General features: G+C 43.6%; 27 protein-coding genes and 2 pseudogenes. 10 read left to right on the top strand and 19 right to left on the bottom strand.

What is annotated here, in order from left to right; all coding sequences use genetic code 11:
• Positions 1–27: 27 nt before the first annotated feature.
• From HFV01_RS00630 to HFV01_RS00615, 4 genes are all read right to left on the bottom strand, one after another.
• Positions 28–537 carry an NAD(P)H-quinone oxidoreductase subunit J gene (locus HFV01_RS00630; protein ID WP_006623159.1) on the bottom strand — a complete coding sequence of 170 codons (510 nt, stop codon included), beginning with the start codon at positions 535–537 and terminating at the stop codon, positions 28–30.
• Entirely contained in the window at positions 530–1,255 is a 726-nt protein-coding gene (gene ndhK / locus HFV01_RS00625; RefSeq protein ID WP_006623158.1) for a photosynthetic/respiratory NAD(P)H-quinone oxidoreductase subunit K, read from the bottom strand. The genes HFV01_RS00630 and ndhK overlap by 8 nt, the downstream gene beginning before the upstream one ends.
• Positions 1,256–1,280: 25 nt before the next feature.
• Positions 1,281–1,643, bottom strand: a complete 363-nt coding sequence (ndhC, locus tag HFV01_RS00620; RefSeq protein WP_006616830.1) for a photosynthetic/respiratory NAD(P)H-quinone oxidoreductase subunit C — start codon at positions 1,641–1,643, stop codon at positions 1,281–1,283.
• 150 nt (positions 1,644–1,793) lie between these two features.
• The gene (locus tag HFV01_RS00615; RefSeq protein ID WP_193520735.1) at positions 1,794–2,012 is read right to left on the bottom strand and encodes a hypothetical protein; all 219 of its coding nucleotides are present in this window, start codon (positions 2,010–2,012) and stop codon (positions 1,794–1,796) included.
• 77 nt (positions 2,013–2,089) lie between these two features.
• Here HFV01_RS00615 and HFV01_RS00610 point away from each other — a divergent pair, with 77 nt between their 5' ends.
• The 8 genes and pseudogenes from HFV01_RS00610 to HFV01_RS00575 all read left to right on the top strand — a co-directional run bounded on the left by HFV01_RS00610 (position 2,090) and on the right by HFV01_RS00575 (position 5,859).
• Complete coding sequence (locus HFV01_RS00610; RefSeq protein WP_035759049.1) at positions 2,090–2,425, top strand: rubredoxin; 336 nt, start codon at positions 2,090–2,092, stop codon at positions 2,423–2,425.
• A 23-nt stretch (positions 2,426–2,448) separates the two neighbouring features.
• Positions 2,449–3,453 (top strand): photosynthesis system II assembly factor Ycf48, encoded by a 1,005-nt coding sequence (locus HFV01_RS00605; protein ID WP_006670545.1) that lies wholly within the window; start codon positions 2,449–2,451, stop codon positions 3,451–3,453.
• 119 nt (positions 3,454–3,572) lie between these two features.
• Positions 3,573–3,821 (top strand): cytochrome b559 subunit alpha, encoded by a 249-nt coding sequence (gene psbE / locus HFV01_RS00600; protein ID WP_006623155.1) that lies wholly within the window; start codon positions 3,573–3,575, stop codon positions 3,819–3,821.
• A gap of 20 nt (positions 3,822–3,841) precedes the next feature.
• A complete protein-coding gene (gene psbF / locus HFV01_RS00595) occupies positions 3,842–3,976 on the top strand; it encodes a cytochrome b559 subunit beta (RefSeq protein ID WP_006616834.1) in 135 nt (44 codons plus the stop codon).
• A gap of 9 nt (positions 3,977–3,985) precedes the next feature.
• On the top strand, positions 3,986–4,105 hold the full coding sequence (gene psbL, locus HFV01_RS00590; protein ID WP_006616835.1) for a photosystem II reaction center protein PsbL: 120 nt from the start codon (positions 3,986–3,988) through the stop codon (positions 4,103–4,105).
• A 78-nt stretch (positions 4,106–4,183) separates the two neighbouring features.
• Entirely contained in the window at positions 4,184–4,303 is a 120-nt protein-coding gene (locus tag HFV01_RS00585) for a photosystem II reaction center protein J (protein WP_006616836.1), read from the top strand.
• A 107-nt stretch (positions 4,304–4,410) separates the two neighbouring features.
• Positions 4,411–4,575, top strand: coding sequence for a PQ-loop domain-containing transporter (locus HFV01_RS00580; RefSeq protein ID WP_046318632.1), 165 nt, complete (start codon positions 4,411–4,413; stop codon positions 4,573–4,575).
• A 96-nt stretch (positions 4,576–4,671) separates the two neighbouring features.
• Positions 4,672–5,859 (top strand): annotated as a pseudogene (locus HFV01_RS00575) (RNA-guided endonuclease InsQ/TnpB family protein).
• Positions 5,860–6,208: 349 nt separating this feature from the next.
• Here the strand turns inward: HFV01_RS00575 and HFV01_RS00570 are convergent.
• Positions 6,209–6,475: a hypothetical protein gene (locus HFV01_RS00570; RefSeq protein ID WP_193520734.1), complete on the bottom strand. Its 267-nt coding sequence runs from the start codon at positions 6,473–6,475 to the stop codon at positions 6,209–6,211.
• A gap of 283 nt (positions 6,476–6,758) precedes the next feature.
• Between HFV01_RS00570 and ltrA the strand changes: the two genes are divergently transcribed.
• The gene (gene ltrA, locus HFV01_RS00565; protein ID WP_046318614.1) at positions 6,759–8,534 is read left to right on the top strand and encodes a group II intron reverse transcriptase/maturase; all 1,776 of its coding nucleotides are present in this window, start codon (positions 6,759–6,761) and stop codon (positions 8,532–8,534) included.
• A gap of 114 nt (positions 8,535–8,648) precedes the next feature.
• Entirely contained in the window at positions 8,649–10,274 is a 1,626-nt protein-coding gene (locus tag HFV01_RS00560) for a B12-binding domain-containing radical SAM protein (RefSeq protein ID WP_035759047.1), read from the top strand.
• Here the strand turns inward: HFV01_RS00560 and HFV01_RS00555 are convergent.
• The 14 genes and pseudogenes from HFV01_RS00555 to HFV01_RS00485 all read right to left on the bottom strand — a co-directional run bounded on the left by HFV01_RS00555 (position 10,271) and on the right by HFV01_RS00485 (position 26,068).
• Positions 10,271–10,561, bottom strand: coding sequence for a Mo-dependent nitrogenase C-terminal domain-containing protein (locus HFV01_RS00555; protein ID WP_006623150.1), 291 nt, complete (start codon positions 10,559–10,561; stop codon positions 10,271–10,273). The genes HFV01_RS00560 and HFV01_RS00555 overlap by 4 nt on opposite strands.
• A 187-nt stretch (positions 10,562–10,748) precedes the next feature.
• Entirely contained in the window at positions 10,749–12,539 is a 1,791-nt protein-coding gene (mrdA, locus tag HFV01_RS00550) for a penicillin-binding protein 2 (RefSeq protein WP_008055460.1), read from the bottom strand.
• Between the two features lie 309 nt (positions 12,540–12,848).
• Positions 12,849–13,187 (bottom strand): PP2C family protein-serine/threonine phosphatase, encoded by a 339-nt coding sequence (locus tag HFV01_RS00545; protein WP_318286269.1) that lies wholly within the window; start codon positions 13,185–13,187, stop codon positions 12,849–12,851.
• Between the two features lie 584 nt (positions 13,188–13,771).
• The gene (locus HFV01_RS00540; protein WP_006623145.1) at positions 13,772–14,515 is read right to left on the bottom strand and encodes a HAMP domain-containing protein; all 744 of its coding nucleotides are present in this window, start codon (positions 14,513–14,515) and stop codon (positions 13,772–13,774) included.
• 225 nt (positions 14,516–14,740) lie between these two features.
• Positions 14,741–14,926 carry a PDC sensor domain-containing protein gene (locus HFV01_RS00530; RefSeq protein ID WP_006670540.1) on the bottom strand — a complete coding sequence of 62 codons (186 nt, stop codon included), beginning with the start codon at positions 14,924–14,926 and terminating at the stop codon, positions 14,741–14,743.
• Positions 14,927–14,973: 47 nt separating this feature from the next.
• Positions 14,974–15,090 (bottom strand): hypothetical protein, encoded by a 117-nt coding sequence (locus HFV01_RS00525; protein WP_006623143.1) that lies wholly within the window; start codon positions 15,088–15,090, stop codon positions 14,974–14,976.
• A gap of 346 nt (positions 15,091–15,436) precedes the next feature.
• Positions 15,437–16,807, bottom strand: a complete 1,371-nt coding sequence (locus tag HFV01_RS00520) for a cytochrome c biogenesis protein (RefSeq protein ID WP_006670539.1) — start codon at positions 16,805–16,807, stop codon at positions 15,437–15,439.
• A 28-nt stretch (positions 16,808–16,835) separates the two neighbouring features.
• On the bottom strand, positions 16,836–17,573 hold the full coding sequence (locus HFV01_RS00515; protein ID WP_006623141.1) for a cytochrome c biogenesis protein CcdA: 738 nt from the start codon (positions 17,571–17,573) through the stop codon (positions 16,836–16,838).
• 76 nt (positions 17,574–17,649) lie between these two features.
• A pseudogene (locus HFV01_RS00510) lies at positions 17,650–18,605 on the bottom strand (AvaI/BsoBI family type II restriction endonuclease).
• Positions 18,602–20,062 carry a TRM11 family methyltransferase gene (locus HFV01_RS00505; protein ID WP_006670536.1) on the bottom strand — a complete coding sequence of 487 codons (1,461 nt, stop codon included), beginning with the start codon at positions 20,060–20,062 and terminating at the stop codon, positions 18,602–18,604. The pseudogene HFV01_RS00510 and the gene HFV01_RS00505 overlap by 4 nt, the downstream one beginning before the upstream one ends.
• A gap of 3 nt (positions 20,063–20,065) precedes the next feature.
• On the bottom strand, positions 20,066–20,695 hold the full coding sequence (locus HFV01_RS00500; RefSeq protein WP_006623138.1) for a chemotaxis protein CheC: 630 nt from the start codon (positions 20,693–20,695) through the stop codon (positions 20,066–20,068).
• A 34-nt stretch (positions 20,696–20,729) separates the two neighbouring features.
• Positions 20,730–21,779, bottom strand: a complete 1,050-nt coding sequence (locus HFV01_RS00495; protein ID WP_006623137.1) for a protein-glutamate methylesterase/protein-glutamine glutaminase — start codon at positions 21,777–21,779, stop codon at positions 20,730–20,732.
• 43 nt (positions 21,780–21,822) lie between these two features.
• Positions 21,823–22,695, bottom strand: a complete 873-nt coding sequence (locus HFV01_RS00490) for a CheR family methyltransferase (protein ID WP_006670535.1) — start codon at positions 22,693–22,695, stop codon at positions 21,823–21,825.
• Positions 22,696–22,792: 97 nt separating this feature from the next.
• Complete coding sequence (locus HFV01_RS00485) at positions 22,793–26,068, bottom strand: HEAT repeat domain-containing protein (protein ID WP_193520732.1); 3,276 nt, start codon at positions 26,066–26,068, stop codon at positions 22,793–22,795.
• Positions 26,069–26,134: the final 66 nt, after the last annotated feature.

Raw genomic sequence — 26,134 nt, 5'->3', positions numbered from 1 at the left:
AAAAAACTATAACACTCCACTAATCCACTAATACGCATCTTGCAATTCATGGAAGTCTGGCGAGATATAGTCTTTCCGAAGTGGCCAGCCTACCCAATCTTCTGGCATTAAAATCCGCTTCAGGTTAGGATGGCCTTCGTAGACGATACCATACATATCATAGGACTCGCGTTCTTGGAAGTCCGCTGCCTTCCAAATCCAATAAACTGAGGGAACTTTTGGGTCGCTTCGGGGAACGAAAACTTTGACGCAAACTTCCTCTAGTTGTTCCACATTGTTCTGAACTTTGGCGAGATGGTAGGTGCTGACTAAATCTTCCCCTGGTCCCATATCATAGGCACACTGACACCGTAGATAGTTGAAACCATAGGCATATAAGGCAGTAGCTAGGGGAATTAAATAATCCCGGTCTACTTTAATCATCTCGACTCCCACATGATTGGGACCCAGAAATTCATGGTCAAATCCATTCTGACTTAACCACTGGGAGACGAGTCCGGCTTCAATGATGGGGGCTTCGGTTTCGGTCTCAGCCACGCTGTTCCTCCTTTTTCATGGGTTCGGTTTGTAGGGCGGGAGGCACAGGCATCCCGATCGCCTCGGTCAGTTGTTTCGGGGGGACTTGACGGGTAGTTGATTCTAAGTATTCCCCGGTTAAAATCGGTTCGACTACTTTCAGATTATGCGATCGCGTATAGTAGCGATGGGTCTGTTGGAGATTTCCCCGCTCCTGGAATGATTCGTTAGCGATTTTCTTGCGTAGTTTAATAATCGCATCAATGATCGCTTCTGGGCGAGGAGGACAGCCGGGGATGTAAACATCTACCGGGATCAGCTTATCTACCCCCCGCACTGCGGTGGGGGAGTCCATGCTAAACATTCCCCCGGTGACGGTACACGCTCCCATAGCAATCACATATTTGGGTTCCGGCATTTGTTCGTAAAGCCTGACCAACATGGGGGAATATTTCATGGTGATGGTTCCCGCCGTAATTAACAGATCCGCTTGTCTGGGGCTAGACCGTGGCACCAATCCAAAGCGATCGAAGTCAAACCGCGAACCAATTAGACCCGCAAATTCAATAAAACAACAGGCAGTCCCATAGAGCAACGGCCACAGACTAGATAATCTAGCCCAGTTGTAGAGATCATCAACCGTGGTCAGGATCACATTTTCCGACAATTCCTCAGTTACCTGGGGTCGCTCAATGGGGTTGATGATAGTTGTATTCGGTGAAGGACTTTGAGTTGTCATATTTTTATAACCTGTAATACCGTACCTATGACCATTCCAACGCACCCTTGCGCCATGCGTACACTAAAGCAATGACTAGGATGGTAATAAAGATGAGTGCTTCTATGAAGGCTAGTAGGCCTAACCTATGAAATGCTACCGCCCAGGGGTACAGAAATACTGTCTCTACATCAAAGATGACAAAGACTAGGGCAAACATATAGTAGCGGATGTTGAATTGAATCCAAGCCCCCCCTATGGGTTCACAGCCAGACTCGTAGGTTATGCGACGAGTGGCGCTTCTACTTTGGGGTCGGAGGATTTTGGAGGCTCCTAGAGCTAGTATCGGGACTAGGCTACAGATGATTAGGAAGCCCAGGAAATATTCGTAACCGTTCAGAAAAAACACAGTAGATCAGCAGAGTTATAGTTTTGGTAACCGGTTCTTTATATTATTGGATCACTTGTACCGATAAATCAAAGATCTGATCGGTTCAGTGGGACTAGATGATCGCGATCGCTCTCGTTGGATCTTAACAGAAATCCGCGATTATCGCCCTTACCAACAGGGCTGAACCTGTTGACTGGCTTTTGGGGATTTTGGGGATTTTGGGGACTGTTGAGATTTTTGGGTATTTTGGGTATTTTGGGTATTTTGGGTATTTTGGGTATTTTGGGTATTTTGGGTATTTTGGGTATTTTGGGTATTTTGGGGATTTTGGGGATTTCGAGGATTTTGGGGATTTTGGGGATTTCGAGGATTTTGGGCGATCGCCACAGATTGATTTAACTTTGTCAGGTTCTGTAATATTATGTAATAGACTTTTAATAATTAACTCCCCGACCGTCCGTACTATGAGTGAGCCAGCCACTGAAGTCAAATCCCCAGACCGATATGAATGTAACGCCTGCGGTTACGTCTATGAACCCTCCAAAGGCAGTTCTACAGGCAATATTCCCCCAGGTACTGAATTTGAAGATCTGCCAGCTAGGTGGCGTTGTCCCGTTTGCGGTGCGCCCCGTAGCCAATTTAGGAATATTGGCTCCTCCTCCGGTCCGTCTGGATTTGAGGAGAATCTCGGGTTTGGTCTGGGAGTCAATACCCTAACCTCTCAACAGAAAAGTCTTCTCATTTTTGGCGGGCTGGCTTTGGCATTTCTGTTTTTTATTAGTTTGTATGGTTTACGTTAAGGGATTTAACCAGATTGAATCAAATGCAGTTCCCTAAATTTTTGAAAAAATTGGCGATTTTGATAGCTGTGGCTTTGTTCTGTGCAAGTTGTGACTATCTGCCAGATGTTAGCTATAATCCTTGGGAATTAGTCCCGGTGGCTACAGATGCCAAGTTATTTGATATCGATTTTGTCGATAACTCCGATCATGGTTGGATTGTCGGTAGCAATGCCACTTTGTTAGAAACTTACGATGGGGGTAAGACCTGGGAAACTAAACAGCTAGATCTCGATGAACCTAATCTTCTGCTGACCTCTGTTAGCTTTAGTGGCTCGGAGGGATGGATTGTCGGTGAGCCTTCTGTACTTCTCCATAGCACTGATGGCGGTAAGTCCTGGACTCGCATCGCCCTCAGCAATAAACTCCCCGGCGCTCCTAATAATATTGTCGCCCTCGGACCTAGTGCGGCGGAAATGACTACTAATGTCGGAGCCATCTATCAAACTAAAGATGGCGGTAAAACTTGGCAAGCTATGGTAGAAGATGCTGTGGGGGTGATTCGCAGCTTGTCTCGCTCGGAACAAGGCGAATATGTTACCGTTTCGGCTAAGGGTAATTTTTACTCGACTTGGGAACCGGGACAGACCTCTTGGACTCCCCACATTCGCTATAGTTCTAAACGCCTAGAAAAAATTGGCTTTGGTCAGGATAACCGCCTGTGGATGTTAGCGCGCGGCGGTGAAATCCGATTTAGCGATCCTAATGATCCTGAAGAGTGGAGTGATCCTATTAAGCCAGAGTTTTCCACCAGTTGGGGATTACTCGATTTGGCTTATCGTACCCCAGAGGAGATTTGGGTCGCTGGCGGTAGTGGAAACCTTCTCTGTAGTTTTGATGGGGGTGAAGCCTGGCAAAAAGATAGGGAAGTTGAAGATATTCCCTCGAATTTTTACCGCATTGAGTTTATCAGTCCTGAACGGGGATTTATACTCGGTCAACGGGGAACATTACTTAGATACACCGGAAACACCTCAGCATCTAGTTGAGAGCAAAACCAGCCTTTAAAAAATGTTGGTAAAATTGGCTTGTTATCAGTGACTCTCTACCCTATTATAATATGATTGAGAGTCTGTAAGTTGTGGATTTGTTAACAGGAGAGACTTAAATGGCAGGTACTACTGGTGAGCGTCCGTTTGGTGACATTATTACAAGTGTCCGTTATTGGGTGATTCATAGTCTGACAATTCCGGCTTTGTTTATTGCTGGATGGTTATTTGTCAGCACCGGATTGGCTTATGATGCTTTTGGTACACCTCGCCCTAATGAGTATTTTACTCAAGAGCGCCAGGAACTACCGATTATCACTGAACGCCAAGATAGCAAGACACAAATTGATCAATTTATTGGTAAGTAGATCCAGGAGAACTTAAAAACATGACGAATGCAAATCAAAACCAACCGATAACTTATCCGATTTTTACGGTTCGCTGGTTGGCTGTACACACCCTGGCTGTTCCTACAGTTTTCTTCCTGGGTGCGATCGCCGCTATGCAGTTTATTCAACGATAGGAGACATACATGGATCGTAGTCGTAACCCCAATAAGCAGCCTGTTGAACTGAACAGAACCTCTCTGTATCTGGGCTTGCTGTTGATTTTTGTCCTGGGTATCCTGTTTTCTAGTTATTTCTTTAACTAACTAGAAGTACCATTATACCTTGGAGATATTTACCCTTTTCCCCAGTAATTTCAATTTTGAATAGAGAGGTATAAAGCTGTGTCTGGAGATGCTAAACTTCCCCTTTGGTTAATCGCCACGGTAGCCGGAACTGGTGTTCTGGTTGTGGTTGGTCTGTTTTTCTATGGGGCTTACGTCGGTGTGGGTTCTGCACTCTAATTTTAAGAACCATAAAATCTGAGTGTTAATACTCAAGTGTTGATAATATCCCACTCGTTTTGGGTGGGATTTTTATTGAATTAAGCACAGGATTTGCTCATCAATTTATGAACACAATTACTGGAATTGGGCTATTAGCGGGGATGCTGACGACTATTGCATTTCTTCCCCAAGCAATTAAAACCTGGAAAACTAAATCAACCCGTGATGTCTCCCTGGGAATGTTCGTAATTTTCTGTACGGGGGTATTTTTATCAAGAAACTGGGTCTAAAACCCCGTCCTTCTAGGACGGCTTTAATTGTAAATTTTTGTGGCAATATCGAATGTTTTGTGCTGATGGCGTTAGCATAAGATAGGAGGTAGAGCCATGCTAGTTTTTGAGTTCAAAACCTACGGAAAATCAAGCCAGTTCATCGCAGTAGCTGAAGCCATTCGTACAGCGCAGTTTGTCCGCAATAGCTGTTTGCGCTATTGGATGGATAATCCTAAAAAGAATAAGTACGATTTGAACAAATACTGTGCGGTGCTGGCAGCAACTTTTCCATTTGCCGACGAACTCAATTCTCAAGCGAGACAAGCCAGCGCTGAAAGAGCTTGGTCAGCTATCTCTCGATTCTATGAAAACTGCAAGAAGAAGATTCCCGGTAAAAAGGGGTATCCGAAGTTTCAAAAAGATTGTCGCTCAGTTGAATATAAATCAACCGGGTGGAAACTTGCAGACGACAGAAAATCAATAACTTTCACAGATAAAAAAGGAATTGGTAAACTCAAAATCAAAGGTACACGCGATTTACACTTTTACCAAGTCAGCCAGATCAAACGGGTAAGACTGGTGAAACGTGCTGATGGTGTGTACGTTCAATTCTGTATTAACGTTGACAGGAAAGAAAACACAGCGCCGACAGGCAATACCATTGGCTTAGACGTTGGACTGAAAGAGTATTACACCGATTCAAACGGAGTCACCGTTGAAAATCCTAGATTCCTGAGAAAAGGCGAACGGGTCTTAAAACGTAGTCACCGTCGCGTATCGAAGAAGGTTAAAGGTTCAAAAAACAGAGGCAAAGCTAGACAGATTCTAGGTAAACACTATCTCAAAATAAGTAGGCAACGTAAAGACCATGCTGTGAAGTTGGCAAGGTGCGTAGTTCAGTCAAACGACTTGATAGCCTACGAAGATTTGAGAATTAAAAATATGGTGCAGAATCATTGTTTAGCTAAGTCTATCAACGACGCTTCTTGGTATCAGTTCCGTGTCTGGCTTGAATACTTTGCTAAAGTTTTTGAAAGAGTAACGGTTGCGGTAAATCCGCAATACACTAGCCAAGAATGCTCTAACTGCGGTGCAATTGTGAAGAAAACACTATCCACAAGAACGCACGTTTGTAAGTGTGGTTGCTCAATGGATAGGGATGAAAACGCAGCTAGAAATATTCTGAGTCGAGGATTGAGTACGGTAGGGCATACCGGAACTTTCGGATAGCCGAGCAACGCTTTGGGAGACAAGTCCTCTACTGTTGTTGGAGAAATCCTGCATCAGCAAGTCGTGTCGTAGAACAAAGAATCCCCGTGCGTTCACGCCGGGGAGTGTCAAGGATTGTATATGGGACCCTGATTCAAGATCTACCGATTATCCTAACTAATGTGGCGACTTTCGTATTGGCTTCGACTATTTTGTGGTTTAAGTTAAAATATCACTAATAGTGCGAGACGTTCAGGCATGAAATAAGGCTGCGATGCCGAAATAACCGCCTGGTGGGGATTTCAGCCCCTTGGTTGAATATAAGGATGCACTCCTGACCATCTCCATAACTGTTTATATGTCCCAAAGTTTGGTATAGAAATATACAAAACAAGGCAGGGAACCCAAGGTCAACACACTCTGTAACAATTCTTAACATTTATTAATAATTGAAGGGACGGGAAACCGAACCGGAAAGAAATCGGGAAACCGAACAGGAATGAATGGAATGGAGATGAGGGTAACGGCGATAGCCACCCCCAATTTCAGGAATCACACCCCTGGGATTGAAGCGGGGAACGGAAGGCGTGAAGTAGAACCTACTACCAAATGCGACCACTGCCAACCATCCATGATTAGGGAAACCGAATGTCCGGCTTGAACCATCGTAAATATTTAGTAGCGAAATAGGTTGACACGCTACGTTCAAAAGAGCAAGGGGAAAAGTAGGAGGCTTGTAAGACTACCTACACAGACCTTTAAAGGTACCCCGGTGGAAAGGACAAGTCTAAAGATGGAATGCCCATATAAACGGAACGTTTTAAGTCCTCCTAGACTCTGATTATCTGGTCGAGATATCAGTAGGGATAAGTGTAACCGCAAGTCTAAGAGGATGTGAGATGTGACCAGAAGCCAACGCCCGACTGTAATGGTAGGGATATGCTAACGGGTCACGGTTTGATTGTAAAGAATAGAGTCTAGTAGGAGTCAAAATGACGAAATCGAGAGAAAGTAAGGGATTTGGGAAACCAAAACTTACAAAGACTACGAATGTATGGAGAAGTATTAACTGGGCCAAGGTTCAGCGATACATCTTTAAGCTCCAAAAGAGGATATTTCAAGCAGCTAAATCGGGACAGGATGCAAAGGCACGAAGGTTGCAACGTCTATTGGTGAAGTCATATTATGCCCGACTCTTAGCAGTGCGACGAGTGACCCAAGATAATCAAGGCAAGAAAACAGCCGGAGTTGATGGAATGAGAGCAATCTCTCCAAGACAAAGGTTTGAACTTGTTGAGAGCATCAAGGGAAACCTCAAAGCAAAACCACTGCGACGGGTGTGGATTCCAAAACCCGGAAGGGATGAAAAACGCCCCCTGGGAATACCCACAATCCAAGATAGAGCGAGGCAAGCCTTGGTTAAGTCGGCTCTCGAACCTGAATGGGAATCGAGATTTGAAGGCACAAGCTATGGGTTCCGTCCCGGACGGTCAACCCACGACGCAATAGCACGAATTTATCTAAGTATCAACAAGGGTGAATATTATGTACTGGATGCAGACATAGCAAAATGTTTTGACCGAATAAACCATGATTACCTACTGTCCAAAATTCATTGTACAAGCAGCTTGAAAAGAGACCTGAAAAAATGGCTTAAAGCAGGCGTGCTAGATAACGGCGTATTTGATGATACAGAAACAGGGACACCCCAGGGAGGGGTAATAAGCCCACTCCTAGCCAACATCGCACTGGATGGAATGGTTAGGTTCATAGAGACAATGTATCCTAAGAAAGCAAACAGAGCGCAAGCTACTGTTATAAGATACGCCGATGATTTTGTAGTCATATCCAAAGACCTAGAAATCATTGAACAGTGCAAAACTGCTATTTCTGAATGGTTAAAACCTGTAGGATTAGAGATTAAACCACAAAAAACTCGAATTTGCCACACGCTCAATCCCATTGAGTATAATGGCAAGAACGAAGAACCCGGGTTCGATTTTCTAGGATTCAATATCAGGCAATACCCAGCAGGAAAAAACAGAGCGGGTAAGATAAATGGGAACAAAAGGAAAACCTTTTTAACCCACATCAAACCCAGCAACAAAGCAGTTAAAGCCCATACAGAAGTGATTAAGGGTGTAATCAAACAACATAAAACAGCACCTCAATCAGCCCTGATTAGTAAACTAAACCCAATCATAAGGGGATGGTCAAACTACTACTCAGGGGTCGTCTCAATGGAGACCTTCAATAAGCTAGATTACACAGTCTGGCAAATGTTACGAGCATGGACAGCCTCAAGATGCGGAAAGGCAAGCCACGAAAAGCTAGGAAACTATTTCCAACAAGGAACGGTTAAACTTAGCAATGGGAAAGAAAGGCATGAATCCTGGTTATTCAAGACTAAGGATGGATTCACATTATGGCAACATAATTGGACTCCAATTGTCAGACACACCCTAATACGCCCTGACGCAACACCATACGACGGAAATTGGACTTACTGGGCAACCAGGAAAGGACAAGCAATAGACACGCCAATTAGGGTAGCAAAACTACTCAAAAAGCAAAAAGGTAGGTGTACCTGGTGCGGACAGTATTTCGCACCATCGGATTTAGTTGAAGTAGACCACATTGTACCTCGAAGCAACGGCGGAAAGGATGAATACAAGAACCTTCAACTATTACATCGCCACTGTCACGATGATAAGACGGCACTAAACAACGCCAATGCTGTATCCTTAACAATGGAACAATTAGACTAGGAGCCGGATGAGGTGAAAGTCTCACGTCCGGTTTTGTATGGGAGGGGGAGATGGCGACATCTCTCTCGACCCCTACTTGGATATCCTCAATCTGATTAGGTCAATTTTTATACTGTGACTGTTACCAAATTCGCCCGCGAACGTTTATTATTTACCCCAGCTACACCGGAAACTAATGCGGTTCCGGTGATTTTGGCTTTCCCCAATGAATACAGTGTGGGAATTACTAGCCTAGGTTATCAGATAGTATGGGCGACTTTAGCACTCCGTCAAGATGTACAAGTTAGCCGCCTGTTTACAGATCTGAGTGAACCTCTACCAAATAACCCAGAATTATTAGGGTTTTCTCTGTCCTGGGAATTAGACTACAGTAACATTTTACAGCAGTTGGAAGATTTAGGGCTACCAAGACGATCGCACTCGCGCGATAATCAACAACCCCTAGTTTTTGGCGGCGGACCTGTCCTCACGGCCAACCCAGAACCGTTTGCTGATTTTTTTGATGTGATTTTACTGGGAGATGGCGAAGATTTAATACCTAATTTTATCAGCGCCTATCAACAGGTTAGACAAGCAGACCGACAGACTAAATTACGCCACTTAGCACAGGTTCCGGGAGTGTATATCCCCAGTTTATATGAGGTGACTTATCACAGTCCTGATGGGGCGATCGCTTCTCTTAAACCTATTGATAGTGATATTCCCCCCCAGGTGCAAAAACAAACCTATCGCGGAAATACTCTATCAGCTTCCACCGTAGTCACGGAATTGGCGGCTTGGGAAAATATTTATATGGTGGAAGTGGTTCGCAGTTGTCCAGAAATGTGCCGTTTTTGTTTGGCTAGTTATTTGACTTTACCTTTCCGGACGGCGAATCTTGAATCATCTTTAATCCCGGCAATTAATCGGGGTTTAACTGTCACTAAAAGGCTGGGTTTATTGGGTGCTTCGGTGACTCAACATCCCGAATTTAACGAATTGTTGGATTATCTGAGTCAGCCAGAATATGATGATGTGAGATTGAGTTTGGCTTCGGTTCGCACGAATACGGTGACGGTGAAACTAGCGGCTACTTTGGCGAAACGGGATACTCGTAGTATTACTATAGCGGTGGAAAGTGGTAGCGATCGCCTCCGTAAAATCATTAATAAAAAACTCGATAATGATGAAATTATCCAAGCTGCCATTAATGCGAAAGCCGGAGGATTAAAAAGCCTTAAACTCTATGGTATGGTGGGGATACCGGGGGAAGAATCAGAGGATTTAGAGGCGACAGTTGCTATGATGCAGGAGATTAAAAAAGCCGCCCCTGGTTTACGTCTGACGCTGGGTTGTAGTACCTTTGTCCCCAAAGCCCACACTCCTTTTCAGTGGTTTGGAGTTAATCCAGCCGCCGAAAAAAGATTAAAGTTTTTAGAGAAAAAACTGCGCTCCAATGGGATGGATTTTCGCCCGGAAAGTTATCGATGGTCGGTAATTCAGGCTTTAATTTCCAGAGGTGATCGCCGTTTATCTTATCTCTTGGAAAAAGTCCGCCATTATGGGGACAGTCCCGGAAGTTATCGGCGGGGGTTTAAGGAATTACGCGGACAGCTTCCCCCCATAGATTTTTATGTTAATCAAGACTGGGAATTAAACCAGGTTCTCCCCTGGAATCACCTCCAAGGACCTCTACCAGAAACAACTCTTAAAAAGCATCTTGATGATGCTAGAATTTGGGCGAGAGACAGGTTATCTTAGGCTACAAAAAACTGAGAAATATCTTCTCCACATTCATCGGCTAAGTAGCAAAGGGCGCGAAATCGCATAGCCACAACTTCCTCATAAAAAGGATTGAATTTGCAGAGGGGGGGAATTTGTAAAACTGTACGCCCAAACATTTTGATAGTGCGTTCAAAGGGGCATTTTGCGGGGATTAAATTGCAGATTAACCGGGCTGTTTTGGGATTTTTGACTTGAATATCGAGCCAGGTTTTGATGGGTTTTAAGATGAAATTTGGCTGGGTATTTAAGTTGGGTGTATTCATATCTGCTATGGCTCCTCCTCGGTTGCTATAGATTTAATTTAGCAAGGCGATCGCTATAACGCCAGGGTTTACTTATATAAATTTTTGATTATGATTATCAAAATTTATACATATCCCGCCGAGGAAGTAGCCACCGCCTGAAACCTCTTACCTAACCGGGTTTGGTGTTACCCGGTTGGGTGGGTGGTTATTTTTTACCAGCAAAGTGGGTTTGGAACATCTCCAGAGCTACCGGAGCCGCCGCCTTAGAGCCAAAACCGCCATTTTCCACGACTACAGCAATGGCAATTTCTGCTTGATCCGCAGCACCAAAGGCGACATAAACCGAGTGCGATCGCTGTCCCCAAACCTCAGAAGTTCCGGTTTTCCCGCCAGTTAAAGGGATACTACCATCATTCATCACCTGAGCGGTTCCATACTGGACCGTAGCAACTAACCCCTCTCGAATTTTTTGAATCACATCAGGAGCCAATCCTGTGGGTACAGGTTGGGTAGCGGGAGTATTAGTCATGGAAGAGAGTAAATGGGGTTTAACTCGCTGTCCACCATTGGCGATCGCCGATACCATCACCGCCAACTCCAGAGGGGTAGCTAGTACCGACCCTTGACCAATAGACATCGTGACAGTATCCCCCAAAAACCAGGGTTCCCCAAACATTTTTTCCTTGTCTTCCGGGGTAGGAACCCATCCACTAGACCCCTCTGTTAACCCCAACAATCTTAAATCCGTAGTACCAATTCCCAAATTTCTAGCCCATTTAGCCATGGTTCCCGGGCCAATGGCCATCCCCAGGCGATAGAAAAAGGTATTACTACTAAAGGCTAAAGCATCCCGAAACCCAATTATCCCAAGCCCGCCACTATGTTCTTTAAAGGCAATCCCACCAATAGTAATTGAATCTGAGGTCGCAATTACCGAATCTGGACTAAAATGGCCAGAAGCCATACCAGCAGCAGAGGAAACAATCTTAAATGTACTTCCGGGGGGATATCCCTGTAAGGCGCGATTCAGAAACGGATGGTCTAACCCTTGGAGTTCTTCCCATTGTTGGGGGGTAATGGGGCGAGTAAATAAATTAGGGTCAAATCGTGGACTACTCGCCATTGCTAACACTTCCCCAGTTTTCACATTCAGGGCTACTGCTGCTCCCCGTCGCTGTCCCAGAGCCTGTTCCGCCACTCTCTGCAGATTGATATCTATGGTTAGTTGTACGTCTGTACCCCCTTGAGAGGATTTCTCACCAAAGATCCGCAGTTCCTCGTTTTTGGCGTTCACTTCCACCAAGCGAGCGCCCCACACTCCCACTAAATCTTTATTGGCTAAGGCTTCAATCCCCAACTGTCCTACTACCATGCCCATTGGCCAATCGGGGTTAGCTTTTAATTCTTGTAGGTTGGCTTCCCCAATGTAGCCAACTACTTGAGCTGCTAAATTACCGTGGGGATAGTGGCGACTCGACTCCATCCTAATTTCCACCCCGGACATCTTCTCGGCATTTTCCGCTAACCAGATAAAGGCTTCTGGAGTCAGATTATTGCTAATGCGGACTGAGGTGGCGGATTGGTAGCCGATGCGTTCTAGTTCGTTTAAAATGCTGCTTACTGGTACATCCAGTAACTCACTCAGTTGGTTAGCCGCTTGTTTCCACTGTTCTGGGGTCTTTTCCCTTGGCCAGAAAAAAACCCCCCGCACTTGGTGGTTATCGGCTATGGCTGTACCATTGCGATCGAGAATTCGACCCCGATTTGAGGGGACTGGAATCAGCCGGATACGGTTTTCTTCCGCTCTCAGTCGGTTTTCTGCTCCCTTCACCAGTTGCAGTTGTACCAGCCGATGAACCTGCAAACCTATCAATCCTGTGGCTACCAGCATTAATAGTAAACCACGATACAGCGGTCGCGGCGCTTCCTTGCGGACAGTCGGGCGATCGCTACTAGTAAAATGGACCCTAGGGTTAAAAGACAGTTGACGCACCATAGACCTTGAAATAAATCTCTGATACAACATACTATTTTTTGGGCAAGTTAGTACCTATTCCCCAAGACACCAAGTCACAATTAACCCCACAAATGCTAACCCAGTCCAATTCGGTAGGTGTAGCCAATTAAGAAAGCTCAGAGGGTCCAGCCAAAATGTCTCTGTTAGCAGAATGCTCAGAATTAGCGCGATCCAGGTAAGTAGTACAGCCATAGCTTAGATCCTGAGTGCAATACAAATGAGGATATGTGTTGACTAGATTTTAACATTAGCATGGCTCTCGGCTTCCTGAGTCGGTCTCTACTCAGGCTATGCTATTTTTTTTAAAACTACTAAGGTTATATCATCTAACAGCTTTTGTGTGCCGATAAATTGCTTGACATCTTTAACTACCCTTTCACAAATACTATCAACTGACTCGTGGCGGTTTTCCTGAAGCACTCCACAAAGTCGCTCCATACCATACATTTCCTGTTGCTCATTAACGGCTTCCGGGATACCATCGGTATATAAAACCATCACTTCTCCTGGATTGACTTTCACCTCTAGCTGATTAATAAAATCTGAGATATTTTCTTCTAAACCTATCAGAAACCCTAAGTCCATTCTATCAATTTGTTCGACTTCTCCATGGTTACGAACTACAATTCAACTTTCATGCTGTCCGGTTAAATGAAATTTATCATCTGGAAATGTTAAAAAATACAGGGTTAAATTTTTATCGTTTCTCATCGGCATACCATTACTATAAATTACCTGGTTAATTCCATTTAAAAAATTTACGTGATCGGCTTATGGTCAGGCTGATTAAGTCCGAGCTGCTGTTGGTTTCATCAGCATTAACACCTTTCTAAACCATGTCCGGTTACATCACCAATACCTACTGTTAATCTGCCATTCTACTCTAGTATGATCTCATAATAATCTCCCCCAACTTCGTCCGCTGGCTCCATAAATTCGGCTGCCTCCAAGTTAGATATTTCTGCTAATTATTCCGGTTTCGGTAAAATCATGTATGGCAGTTTTTGAGCTACTTGTAATTCGGTTATGAGGCGAGATTTTCGGCTTTTAAACCTTGGTTTAGAGCCGTAATTTATGATAAAATTTGGCAGGTTTTTGGTTTTCGCTAATGTCTGAGAATCCCCTAATTTTATAGATAATATTGCCTTGTTTTTCCACAATAATAGCTGCTCTCATTTCTCAGGTAATACGGCGATCGCCTACTTGGATCTCTAGTCATCAGACATCACTGTTTCACCTGGTAAGGCTCTATTATAGGGGAGATAGCTAACTGTGTATGGTTGATTAGTTTCCTGTTGATAAATAGAATTATTTAGAGGTAAGTTATAGGTTTCTAAATCTCCCACCTGCTCAAGTGATAGTAAATCGGTGGCGGTTATGTTAAAATAAATTAGCTCCCCATTCGGTGCATAAATAGCTACTCCTACCTGAATCACATTTAAAAATTTGGTCAGTCTGCTTTCACTTTCTGCTAAGGCTTCATTTAGGGTGGTTAAATCTTGAAATGACTTTTGTAGTTGGGTAGCCATTGTATTAAAAGCCTCTGTAAGTTGTCCTATTTCATCATTTCTTTGCAGATATAGGGACAGTTTCCAGTCTCCTTTGGCTACATTACTGGCGACGATATTGAGGCGGGAAATTTGCCAAGTAATCCACCTAGCTGTTATCATACCAATAATAATTGCCACCATCATTGCACCAATACCAAGTTTAATAGTAGTGCGAATATTGGCGTTAATTTCGGACATAAAATCTGACTCTGGTACAACTACAACAATCAGCCAATCTAAATTATACTCATCCTGTAAAGGTCTAACTTTCACAAAGTACAGATTTTCATTCAATCGCAACTCATGATTTTGGGTACTCCCTAGAGTTTTGAGGTCGCCCAAGGTATTAAATAAATCTTTAGCCGTTGCTTGAGTAATGGGATTATTGCTTTGGGAACCATTCATTAATTCTCGGCGTTCTTATTCATCAATGGTCAAGGGTAATTCTCAGGTGGAAGTTGCCAAGAAAATCCCGTCACGTTTGATCATAAATGCTTGTCCAGACTTCCCAATACTAAGGCTATGGAGAAATTCCGAAATATGATCTAGACGTAAGGTTGAAATTAATACACCTTGGAAGTTATTACTATCATCATAGACTGGATAAAGATGGCTTAAAAGTAGCGTGGGTTATAAGTAGGAGATATAAACATCACTCCAGATGGCTTGACCAGCTTCTTTGGCTGTGATATAAATGGTGTGCTTGCGTGGGTCTGCGTTCTCGACTATGGCTTGTACAGTAGTGCGATCGCCTTGGTCATTGGTATGATAATAATAGAAGCTAAAATCTGTCTCGGGTTCGATAATATTAATCATATTCTCCAAATCCTAACTCGATCGCATCCAGTTTTTTTGGGTTTATATTAGCAGGATAGGTATAATTCTAGGTTTTGGTAAACGCGATCGCTTACTTCTTCGATTAATTGATTCGCTAAATCGGCGATCGCACTTTTTCCGGTGCGGAAGGATAAATAACCCACCAGTCCGGTGGCTCACACTACTTGGACTACAAATGGTACAATTAAAATTGTACTAATCGAGGTATTCCCAAAGAGTTTGATAATGGCTTGGTTGAACTTTGGAACCAGCATAATATTGGCAGATATTTAGAATATGAGGCTAATCAAAATTTTCGTATCTGGGGGATATATTCCGCATCGAGATAGGGGATTTTACCCATAAAATTAACTTGAAAAGACCCTGAAATTTAGTAATTATCACCCTATCAATAAACGTTGATATTGATTTAATTGTTAATCAAAACTCACCCGTAAAATCTATGAGCAAATCCCCCCCTATTACTCTAAGAGAGGGGGGAATGATAGTTTAGCTGATGGTTTGTTCCGACTCGATTTGGTCTAATAGCGCCACCACTTCACGCTCAAACGCCACCTTAGCGCGGTTAGTTTTACCGCCAATATAAAGCCGATCACCCTGCTGGAGTCCCCAAATTTGGGAATGAGATACATAGCTCATTAATACACTAATCATCAGCAATCCAAATCCTGCATAAACAATTGGAATACCTGGATCAGCTTTAATTTGCAATCCCGTACTTCCCACCACCTCATCAACATAGAGGGTGACCCCATTGATGTCAAGAGACATACCCTCGCGGACTGTTGAGACTAACTGACCATCATTATCATAAATTAACACAGTTCCCTGTAAATCTTTCGCCAGCAGGGAGACTCCCTCACTCAAATCAGTTTTGGTGGGAACCCAAGTTCCCCAAATGCGACCTTTTCCCCCGGTATCTAGTTGCGCCATTGGTAGTTGTAGCACTGGGGAACGATTGATCCGAACTTTTACCCCAGCTATTCCCCAATCAGCTTGATAAAACGTGATACCATCATAACGTAGGGGTTTATTAACATGAATAGTTTGGCGATCGCGTTCTTGTCCCTCCCGATCAACTACCGACAAATCTGAATAAAATTGATCGATAGTGCCATCAGGTGTATAATCAATCCAAAACCGATTAACTTTAACCGCCCAATCTTGGGGCATTTGAGACTCAGAAAACGGCCCAGCATCAATAATATTTTGAATGCCAAATATCTTACCACTAGGGACAAGTTCTTGAGCTATAAAACCCGTCATTGAACCGACAATTGAACCAGCCAAAATAATCAACATACTAGCGTGAACTATAATGGGTCCAATCCGACCAATTATACCTCGGCGAGCATAGAGTTTATTTCCCTCTTGAAATACCAGATAACGACGGCTTTCTAAGGTTTGTTTGAGATGGTCTAGGGATACATTTTTCACCTCGGCACTTAAAGCTAAATTTTTAAACTGTTTTTCCTGTTCGTAATATTGCCAACGTTGTGCCGATTTTAATGTCGGTAACTGCCGGGTGAAAGTGCAGGCGGTGAGACTAGAGCCAAATAAAATTAGGATTGACAAAAACCACCAAGTGCGGTAGACATGATCTAGCCCAATAAATAGTAATACCTTCCAGGTTAAAAACCCAAATAAAGCCGGATCTTCTGGGTAGTTGGCTTGATAAAAGGCGGCGGACTGTCCTTGTTCGATGACAGTTCCAGAAATGCTAAAAATGGCGATCGCTAATAATAAAACAATCGCTAATCGCAAATCCGCCAACACGGGAAGTAATTCTTTTCGGAAAAATTTTCTGGGTCCTGTTCCCCAACTAGAAAGTTTAGAGAAAACCACATCTTTAGCAGTCATAATTAAATCAAGATTTTGCAAAAGTTAACTAGGCGATCGGAGCCAGTCGGGACAACAGAGAAAACACCCCAAACCCTACCAGTAAAACACCACTAGCCGGAGTAATCCAACCCGACCACTGACGCAAAGCCAGCAACCTTTTAATAGTAGCCGTAAATGTACCCGCCACAATCAACGGAGCCACATAACCCACAGCGTAAGACAGCAGCAGGACCCCCCCTAGAAGGATATCGCCAGTGGTAGAAACCCAAGCCAGAATCGTCGCTAAAACCGGGGTACTACAGGGAGAAGCCACCAAACCAAAAGTTAACCCCAACAGATAAGACCGCGCAGAATGGGGGAGGTTTTCAGGAATCCACCCCATGGTATCAAAAGCCGGAAGTTGCAGGGGTAAGGCGTCTAAAAGGTTCAATCCCATCAAAATGGCGATCGCACTCACCAGAATAGGCAAACCCCAGCCAATCTGACCATAAACCTGTCCCACCAGAGACGCAAAAATCCCCAATCCCGCTAAAGTAGTTGCTAGTCCCAAAGCAAACCAGGTAGACTGAATAGCTGCTGTGGTGCGATTTTGATTTTCATATCCACCAATATAGGCAATCGTAATCGGTAACATAGACAGCATACAGGGGGTCAAACTGGTTAGCAACCCAGCAGCCAACAGGATGAGAACGCTTGGCCATCCCAGATGGGTTAGTTGTTCGCGCACTAGGGTATTAGCAAATTGTGCAATTTCATAGAGTTGTGTTTGTAGGGTTTCGCTCATGAGTCTAGTTGATTAGTTTGGGAACTATCAAAGATTGTAACGTTTTTTTAGCGAGTCCACATCTCAAATAAAACTCCTACAGATCGCACAGCCAACGAGAAATAGATGCTACTTGATTTTCTTGATTGAGATTAGCTGCATTATGGAGCGTCCCATTTTCTAGTTGCTCCCAAATTTCCGCAGCCATCCTAGTTGCTATGGCTGCGCCGACAAAGAAAATATAAGGAGAATATCCCACTTGATATAATGCTTGTCGCATCCTATTTAGTGCTGCTTGTGCTGTTTTCCAATGTTCATCAGCTCCCGCTGGATCTATCCCTCCCTTCAGTTCACCTAAAGCTAGGATAGATTGTAAATTAATCTCAGTAGATTTATTAATTACCAGTTCTGTGGAAGCCATATTAAATAAACATAAATCTACATTACTATTAATTATTGGAACTGTTAGATTATAAATAAGTGTACGCTTGCCTAGTTTATTTTCCCAACTTATACCTCGTAAATATAACTCAATTTCTGTATCATTATTGGTCATATATAACCATTTTTTGCTGCGGGAATCTTGCCAGGAATATTTTGTCCCAGCAATGCTGAGAGTTGCCAGAATAGCACGGGTTAATTTCCTTTGTGCTAATACTCCCCCAATGTTACGCATTGACCCCCCAGACTGTCACCACGAGTTAATAAAAATCTAAATACTAATTCCTCTACAAAATTTGCGCCTGCTGGCTCCAGAAAATTCTTAATCAGACCATTTATTGCATCAATTTTATCCTCTGGCATCAAATATTTCAGGGATTTCTGAGATAGTCCTGCTGCCGTCAGTAATCCGATATCAATACCTCTAATATTCAGTAAATCAGCAGGATAGGTAGCTTGACTAGCCGCTTCTTGTAGTGCTTGAGCTTCTGCAACATAAGGTGTGGCTCGTCGATTTCTCTCCAGTGCCAGTGCTACAAAACCCGCACGGACAGCTTCATAAGTTGTCACCAAATCGTTACTAGATTTCAGGTGGTTAAGATAAGTATTCATAGATAATTATGATTAATTGATGTTTTTTTCCAGACATAAACACATTTTCTTAAAGGTTCACGACCATGACTTCCCATTTGCTGACTACTGTTACCTTTATTGCCTGGTAAAATAAGTATATTTTCAACAACCAAACCCAAATTTTCAGCTAAATCAGAAAGAATCATATCTACGGAAATACTAATCCCAGCATAACGCACATTGTCATTAACCATAAATAAAAGTCCTCCGGGTTTAAGTAGGCGGGAGCATTCTTGAATCACACAAGCCATTTCGTAAAAGTATCCTTTCACCATTCTAGATATACTATTATTATTTAATTTGCCCTGTGATTTTTGCTGTTCTAAAAATTGTAATATGGCTTGCAATAGAGTTTGATTTTCAGCCACACTTAAAGCTAATTGCCAATTTTGATTAATAGCCAACAAATCTTTAGGGCGATTTTCAACAGTACAACTTAACATTTCCTGACGAAGATGGGTTAATTCTTTTGCAGACACTCCCAATAAAGCTAGTTCTAAGGCATAGGTACGAGTGTAATCATATCGATTACAATAAGGTGGAGATGTGATCATAGCGTCATAGCTACCATTAGGTAAACATGGCATTACTTCCAGACAAGACCCTTTATATAGGTGAATTTTACCTTGAGGTTTATGGGTAGGGAAAAGTTCAATTTGCTGTGTAGGTGGTTCTAAATCATTAATAATTTCATTGATTTTCTGAGTAATAGCATCATCAAAATCTAAAATATTGCCTTTATTAAAAGACTTTTTGCCACTACCTCGACCCGAACGGTAATCCCAACGTAGATACTGACCATCTTTTCTGGTGTAGCTTATCGATTCCAAAATACAAAGCAAAGCAAATAGTAAAACGGTTTGAATTTGAGGATTTTCCTGTTCGCAAGCTGCCAGATATTTCTCAATTGCTGTTTGAGTTTCTGGGGAGTAAGCACCCTGGGTAATTTTAAACTCTGGTAGAGTGAGTTGATGTTCAAATTGTTTCCATAATTTTAAGTTGACCCAGTTTTTTAACCTGTGAATATCATCGCCTGTAAATTCGGAATTTAACAGCCTTCTTGTATCAATTATATTTTGACCAATGGGCAATAATTCAATACCATCAGCATGAATGCCGATATCACTAGCCGCAAATAAAGCAGTTCCACTACCTGCAAAGGGGTCTAAAATTTTGCCTTGAGTCAATCCGTATTTTGCCAATAACAGTTGAACTAGAGATGCGGAAAAGGCTTCTTTATACTTATACCAACGATAAATAGGTTGAGTTTTATTCGCCTGAAAACTGACTAACAGCCTGGTTAGTGATGGTTCGATTAAAAATTTGTTTTTAAAGGAATTATGTAAGTGTTGATCAAGACGGTTGACTTCCTGGATATCTGCTATGTTTTCGACTGCCTTTTCTCCTGATGATTTATAATTAGAGATTCCCCACATTATCTAAACCCTAGAAACTGCCACATTGCTGACAGACTCAATGCCTCTAATCATACAAGATAGAGGCATAACCCCAGATACAAAAAACAAGTATGCTTCCAATGAGTTATCACAGAGAATGAATTTAGTTTTGACAACTAAAACATAGCGGATTTCTTGATGTTCTAAAATCAGATAATTAATCATTGATTCTAGGGGGTCAATGGAAAATGACTGCTCGGAAACTGTAATCGGACTTCCCATTAAGTTTCCTAAAATCTGCAGAAAACTACTCAGTAAAATATTGCCCACTTCTGTCAACACTTCACAGGCAGAAATATTCAGATGTTCAATAGGTTGTCTCGAATTTTGGCGGAGTAAATTAGTTAACATTACTGCCACCGGATAGTCAAGAAGTATTAAGGCATCTCCGGACAAGGAACCAGACAAAGTTTGACGGACATTAGCCACCTCATTAGCAAAACAGTGGGCAAATTCGGTTTTACATTTACTCAGAGGATACAGCCAAATATTAGAAACATCCAAAATCACCGGACATTGAATTAATGCTGATAAAGAACTTGCCGGTCGTCTGGATAATATCATATTGATAAATCCAATCAGTGCATTCTGTTGTTTTTCTGTGAGCAGCATCACGAGAACTCCCAAACCCTAAAGAACATCTAATTTATAAATAATCTACGATCGCTTTAGCCATCTGATTCAGGGGGATACTGCGATCGCTTAAACCAGCTTCTACCACTGTTCTAGGCATTCCATAGACCACACAGCTTTCTTCAGCTTCCGTAAAAACCGAGCCTCCGTGGGACTTAATCCAAGCTGCACCTTGTTTACCATCAGATCCCATTCCAGTCATAACCACACCCAAAACCCGTTCTTTATAGATCTCCGCCGCCGATTGAAACATGACATCCACCGATGGACGGTGAGGTAAATCAAAAGGTTTAGTGTGCAAATGGACAACCACATTTTGATCACGATTACGCTTAAAACTCAGATGGTGTCCAGCCTGAGCAATTAGCACCTCACCGGGGCGGACCAAATCTCCCGCTTGAGCCTCTTTAACATCGAGAGAACAAAGACGATTGAGGCGTTGGGCGTACATATTAGTGTATCCCACAGGCATATGCAAAACCACCACAACCGGAACTGGCAAATTTTCCGGCAATTGAGGAATTAAAAACGCCAAGGCTTGAGGGCCTCCTGTGGAGATTCCGATCGCCACCAATTCAATTTTTCCGGAACTAATAGGAGGGCGAGGTAATGGCGGTGATGAGTGCAATTCATTAACATTAGTGATGCAGTGAATAGGGACAGTAGATGCTGTTTTAACTTTAGCGATTAATTCATCACTAATATCAAACATTTTTTCGGTAGCGAGAGCCGTAGGTTTATGGACAAAATCCACGGCCCCAGCATCCAAAGCCGCCAGAAATTTCTCGCCTCCTTCATTAGCAATACTGACGACAATCACAGGTAGGGGACGGCGTGCCATTTGGTGTTTAATAAACTCCACACCGTCCATTTTAGGCATTAACAAATCCAAGGTTACGACATCTACTTGGTCTCCCAGCCGTTCAATTTTGTCCAGAGCATCGGCACCATCATGGGCGACATCAACCACCTCAATAAAGGGACTACGAGACAGCATTTGTCTAATCACCTTACGGACATAGGCGGAATCATCTACAATCAAAACTCGGATAATATTTTTCATCTCATGGCTCCTCAGTAGTATATTTTATATTATATCAGGTAAGTTAACGCTTTTTGTGATAGGCAAATGCTTGCCTAATATCTATCAATTTGAAATCGGTTTCAAACTTTAACAGGGACTCGGAGGCACTAATAAATAAATAACCCGATTCTGCCATTCTTTCCGAGAATAGTTTAACAGTTTTCTGGATGGATTTATCCGAAAAATAGATGAACACATTTCGGCAAAAAATAAAGTTAATATTTCTAAAGTTGGCAATTTCTTGAGGGGAAGTAATGTTGGCAACTTGCCAGGTGATTCGCTTGTGAATACTCGGCTTAATGCGCCAATTATCTCCTTCTTTGTCAAAATATTTATCCTGGATTTTCGGGGGAGTTGCCCGAAATGAATATTGTCGATATAGTCCTGCCTTAGCCTTATTAATTGACCGAGGGGAAGCATCACTACCGTAGATATTAATAGGTAGTTTGTCAAACCAACCTGCCTCTTGTAAAGCCATAGCAATTGAGATAGGTTCTTCACCAGTTGAACAAGCCGCGCACCAAATTTGAATAGGTCTACACATCGGCCAATCATGAGATGGAGAACCAGCTTTATATTTGTCTATTAATGATGGTAACAACACATCAACCATGACCCGAATCTGGTCAAATTCCCGCCAGAAGAAAGTTTCTGAAACTGACAGAACATCCATCAGGCATTTCCACTCACCATCGGCATCAGGATCATATTTTAGTAGATAATAGTAATCCAAAAACGAATCAAAGCTCTTATCTACTAATCGGGGATAAACCTTATCCGCCAACAGGTCTCTTTTGCTGGATTCGTAGTACAAACCGGTTCGTTCGTGAATTAAATCCCGAAGAATAATAAAGGTACTTTCGGATAGTTCTAGAGAGTCTGGACGAAATGACATAGATCACATATAAATCCTGATAATCTACCGTAAAATTGGGGCTATATTTAACAGTTAAAAACCGTCAAGCACCTGATCCTAACCACAAAGGACAATTTTAAGAGGAATGTAGACCTCGATGAGCGGCGCGACGGATAGCGGGAGAGGGGTCAGTGCGAGCCAGTTTAGCTAATTGTTCATCGCAACTGTGATTTCCCAGATAAACTAAAGCGGTGACTGCAGCCAGACGGACATTTTGATCAGCATCACTCAAGGCTTGAATCAAAAACTCGGAAGCTATGGGATGCTTAAAACGTTTGAGAACCTCGACGACAGAACAGCGAACTCCCGGATGGATGTGTTTTAATCCCTGAGCGACTAATTCAATATATTCTGCCTCTAAAGTTTCGGGACAATTACGGCGCACCAAAGCATTAAGACAAGCCTCTCGCGTGCTAGGGTCAACGGTCAATTCCAGCAAGGCTGAAATGGCTTCTGGAGTAGCGAGACGGGAAAGAGACTCGATCGCCTCATAAACCAGACGTTCTTCGGGGTCAGCGGCGGCCATCCATTGCAAAGCTACTCCGGCTTCAGTTCCTCCCCGTTCACGAAAGGCATGGAGAGCATCAAGACGACGTTCAGAGTTAGGGGAATTGAGAGCGGTGAGTAAAGGGGGTATAGCCTGAGCGCGGTTAATCCGTCCCAAAGCCCTCAAAGCAGCACGGGCCACGTCTCCGCCTTCATCCTCCAACTCAGCCAACCGAGACAAAATGGGAGTGGCCCTCACACCGGCAATAGCCCCCAAGGACTCAGCAGCGATCGCTCTAACCGGATCAGCCGGGTCATAATTAGCCAGTTGTTTCAGGGCGACAAAGGCACTTTCAGCCCATTCAGCAACATTGAGTTCAGCCAAAGGTTCTGGTAGAGATGAACTTGAACCCGATTCCAGGATATCAATTAAAGTGTCAGCATAGCGACCAATAGAACGAGCGGCCTGATAACGAACCCAAGATTCTGGATCATCCAACCCTTGTAGTAGATAAGGGAGAGTTTCGATATTCTCCAATTCTCCCATAGCATGAGCCACAGCCGATCGCAAAGAAGCTGAAGGGTGAGCCAAAGTTTGCACCAAGAGCGGCAGAACCCGGTCATCCTCCAAATAGGGCAAATGTTCAATCGCCGCCCGACAAACCCGATCTTCGGAATCTTGTGTACAAGCCAATAATCGGTCTTTGCAATTCTCAAAAGCAAAATACCCAGCAATTCTCACCGCCGACTCTCGTACTAATGGGTTAGGGTCAGCCAACAGATCATAAATCCGTGGAGGCATAGCGGGATGGCCCAAAGAATTGAGAGCAGCGATCGCCCCCAAACGCACCGCCGAGTCAGGATGTGCCAGTAACTGCAACAGCCCCTCAAAAGCGCGACCGTCGCCAATGTGAGCCAAAGCCGTAGTCGTCACCATCACCAGTTCCGGTTCAGCATTACCCAACAAAGACATCAAAGCCGGAACCGCCTGGGTGCTGCCGATACGTCCCAAAGCCATAACCGCCGCCTTGCGAGTTTCCAGGTCTCCCGCTTCCAACTGCATAATCAATAGAGGCGCTATCCTTCCCCCATAAGCAACCAAGGCTTCCATAACCGGATCGCGAACTTCGTGATTATTCAGGAGTTTTCCTAAAGTTTGCTCAATTTTCTCTCCTTCCAGCCAACCCAAAATCATCACCATCCCCCGTAACTCCGGGCCAGACAAAGAGCCTTGTTCAATCTCTGCTAGGATATTTTCCACCGCCTGGTCTTCTATGACTTGGCGAGTCAGAACAGCGATATGTTGTCCTTCTTCGAGTTGTTTATAATTAGCGTAAATTTCCGCCAAGGCTAAAACAATTTCTGCGATCGATGTCAAAGGGCGGCTGAGTTGAGCCACCAAAGGCGCTACCGCATCAGCATCCGCAAACTTACCCAAAGCCGATACCACCGGACTACAAAGCAACTCATTTTCCAATAGGGGCAGAAGTTTGGGAATAATCGTTGTATCGCCAATAGTCACCAAAGTTTCGATCGCCGGAAAAGCCAAAAAGAAATCCCCACTGGTAGCAATCTCAACCAAAGGCTCCACCGCCTCCTTTGCCTTCAGTTGTCCCAAACTCTCAATGGCATGATAGCGAACATTGATATCTGGATCATTGAGCAAACCAATCAGAGCAGGGATAGCACGGGGGTCGTGGCGTTCTCCCAAAGCCAGAGCCGTATAAATTCGCAGATCCGGGTCTGGTTCTCCCAAGCATTCCACCAGTGCCGGAATTGGGTCTACATTACTGAGGGCGAGAATTTGTAGAGTCGCATTAAGAACATTGGGGTTGCGATGCTGTTCCCGCATCAATCGCAGTAGACTGCGGATAATTTCTGGGTCATCAGTTATCGCCAAATTATCAACCGCTTCTCGGCGCAATTGCCAATTCAGGGTTTTTTGCAGCAGTGGAACCAGTTGAGGAGCCAGTTTAGCGTTAACCATTTGCATTAGGGCATCAAGGGCAGGGAAGGCTAGGAAAAAGTCTTCTGACTCAGCGATTTTAACCAGGCTATCAACCGCTTCTAGGGCTTGCAGTTTTCCCAGGGCTTCAATAGCATGATACCGGACATTGACATTCTCATCATCCAACATCTCAATCAGGACGGAGACAGCCCGGGGATCTTTCCTTTGTCCGAGGGTTTGGACTACATAAATCCGCAGATCCGAATCCTCTTCCTTGAGGCAATCAATCAAAGCCGGGACTATATCAACTTGCGTGAGAGTCAGAACCTGGATCACGCTGTTGAGGATATTCGGATTGTGATGTTGTTGTCGCAACAATTGCAACAGTTGCGCGTTCAATTCTGGCGCTTTAACATTGGTCAGGTGACGGGTAGCATTTTGGCGCACTTGCCAGCGATCGTCAGCCAGGGCAGCAATTAGGGACTCATGGACTGACGTATCAGAGTCGATTTCTTCTGGCTCAGAATTTGACAATGTGCGAGCATTAGCTAATTCCCATTCCGCGTCCATGCGTTCCGTGACATCTTCTAAAGTAATCACCAAACCCACGATCGCCGTTTTTTCTCGCAAAGGTGCAATGGTTACCCTTTGCTGCATCGAGTCAAAGTATTTCGAGGGTTTCCGTGGCGGACACTTAATTAAATAATGGTGAAAATCCGGTGCTAGGGTTTGGATAGTACCATCTTCCAGAACCTGATTAAAGCGAGCCAGTAAACCCCTCGATTCCAAATCAGGAATTATCTCGGTCAACGGACAACCATAGACAGATTCTGCGTCTAAGCCCCTCATACTCTCCAGTTGAGAATCCCAGGACTTTACCAATAATTGCTCATCTGTTGTAAAAATACTAATCGTCATATTTTTAAGGGGGTAAGTTTTAATTTGGGCTGACAATTAACAATTTTAATTATCAATTTTAGCCCC

Source organism: Limnospira fusiformis SAG 85.79, from assembly GCF_012516315.1.
Classification (GTDB): domain Bacteria; phylum Cyanobacteriota; class Cyanobacteriia; order Cyanobacteriales; family Microcoleaceae; genus Limnospira; species Limnospira fusiformis.
Note: the sequence above shows the minus strand (reverse complement) of the source record. Positions and strands in the feature narration are given on the sequence as shown.

Bases quoted from the DNA above. Each gene is read 5' to 3' on its own strand.
- ndhK (WP_006623158.1), bottom strand. From the start codon at position 1,255: ATGACAACTCAAAGTCCTTCACCGAATACAACTATCATCAACCCCATT.
- HFV01_RS00610 (WP_035759049.1), top strand. From the start codon at position 2,090: ATGAGTGAGCCAGCCACTGAAGTCAAATCCCCAGACCGATATGAATGT.
- HFV01_RS00605 (WP_006670545.1), top strand. From the start codon at position 2,449: ATGCAGTTCCCTAAATTTTTGAAAAAATTGGCGATTTTGATAGCTGTG.
- psbE (WP_006623155.1), top strand. From the start codon at position 3,573: ATGGCAGGTACTACTGGTGAGCGTCCGTTTGGTGACATTATTACAAGT.
- psbF (WP_006616834.1), top strand. From the start codon at position 3,842: ATGACGAATGCAAATCAAAACCAACCGATAACTTATCCGATTTTTACG.
- psbL (WP_006616835.1), top strand. From the start codon at position 3,986: ATGGATCGTAGTCGTAACCCCAATAAGCAGCCTGTTGAACTGAACAGA.
- HFV01_RS00580 (WP_046318632.1), top strand. From the start codon at position 4,411: ATGAACACAATTACTGGAATTGGGCTATTAGCGGGGATGCTGACGACT.
- ltrA (WP_046318614.1), top strand. From the start codon at position 6,759: ATGACGAAATCGAGAGAAAGTAAGGGATTTGGGAAACCAAAACTTACA.
- HFV01_RS00555 (WP_006623150.1), bottom strand. From the start codon at position 10,561: ATGAATACACCCAACTTAAATACCCAGCCAAATTTCATCTTAAAACCC.
- mrdA (WP_008055460.1), bottom strand. From the start codon at position 12,539: ATGGTGCGTCAACTGTCTTTTAACCCTAGGGTCCATTTTACTAGTAGC.
- HFV01_RS00540 (WP_006623145.1), bottom strand. From the start codon at position 14,515: ATGAATGGTTCCCAAAGCAATAATCCCATTACTCAAGCAACGGCTAAA.
- HFV01_RS00530 (WP_006670540.1), bottom strand. From the start codon at position 14,926: ATGATTAATATTATCGAACCCGAGACAGATTTTAGCTTCTATTATTAT.
- HFV01_RS00520 (WP_006670539.1), bottom strand. From the start codon at position 16,807: ATGACTGCTAAAGATGTGGTTTTCTCTAAACTTTCTAGTTGGGGAACA.
- HFV01_RS00515 (WP_006623141.1), bottom strand. From the start codon at position 17,573: ATGAGCGAAACCCTACAAACACAACTCTATGAAATTGCACAATTTGCT.
- HFV01_RS00505 (WP_006670536.1), bottom strand. From the start codon at position 20,062: ATGTGGGGAATCTCTAATTATAAATCATCAGGAGAAAAGGCAGTCGAA.
- HFV01_RS00500 (WP_006623138.1), bottom strand. From the start codon at position 20,695: ATGCTGCTCACAGAAAAACAACAGAATGCACTGATTGGATTTATCAAT.
- HFV01_RS00495 (WP_006623137.1), bottom strand. From the start codon at position 21,779: ATGAAAAATATTATCCGAGTTTTGATTGTAGATGATTCCGCCTATGTC.
- HFV01_RS00490 (WP_006670535.1), bottom strand. From the start codon at position 22,695: ATGTCATTTCGTCCAGACTCTCTAGAACTATCCGAAAGTACCTTTATT.
- HFV01_RS00485 (WP_193520732.1), bottom strand. From the start codon at position 26,068: ATGACGATTAGTATTTTTACAACAGATGAGCAATTATTGGTAAAGTCC.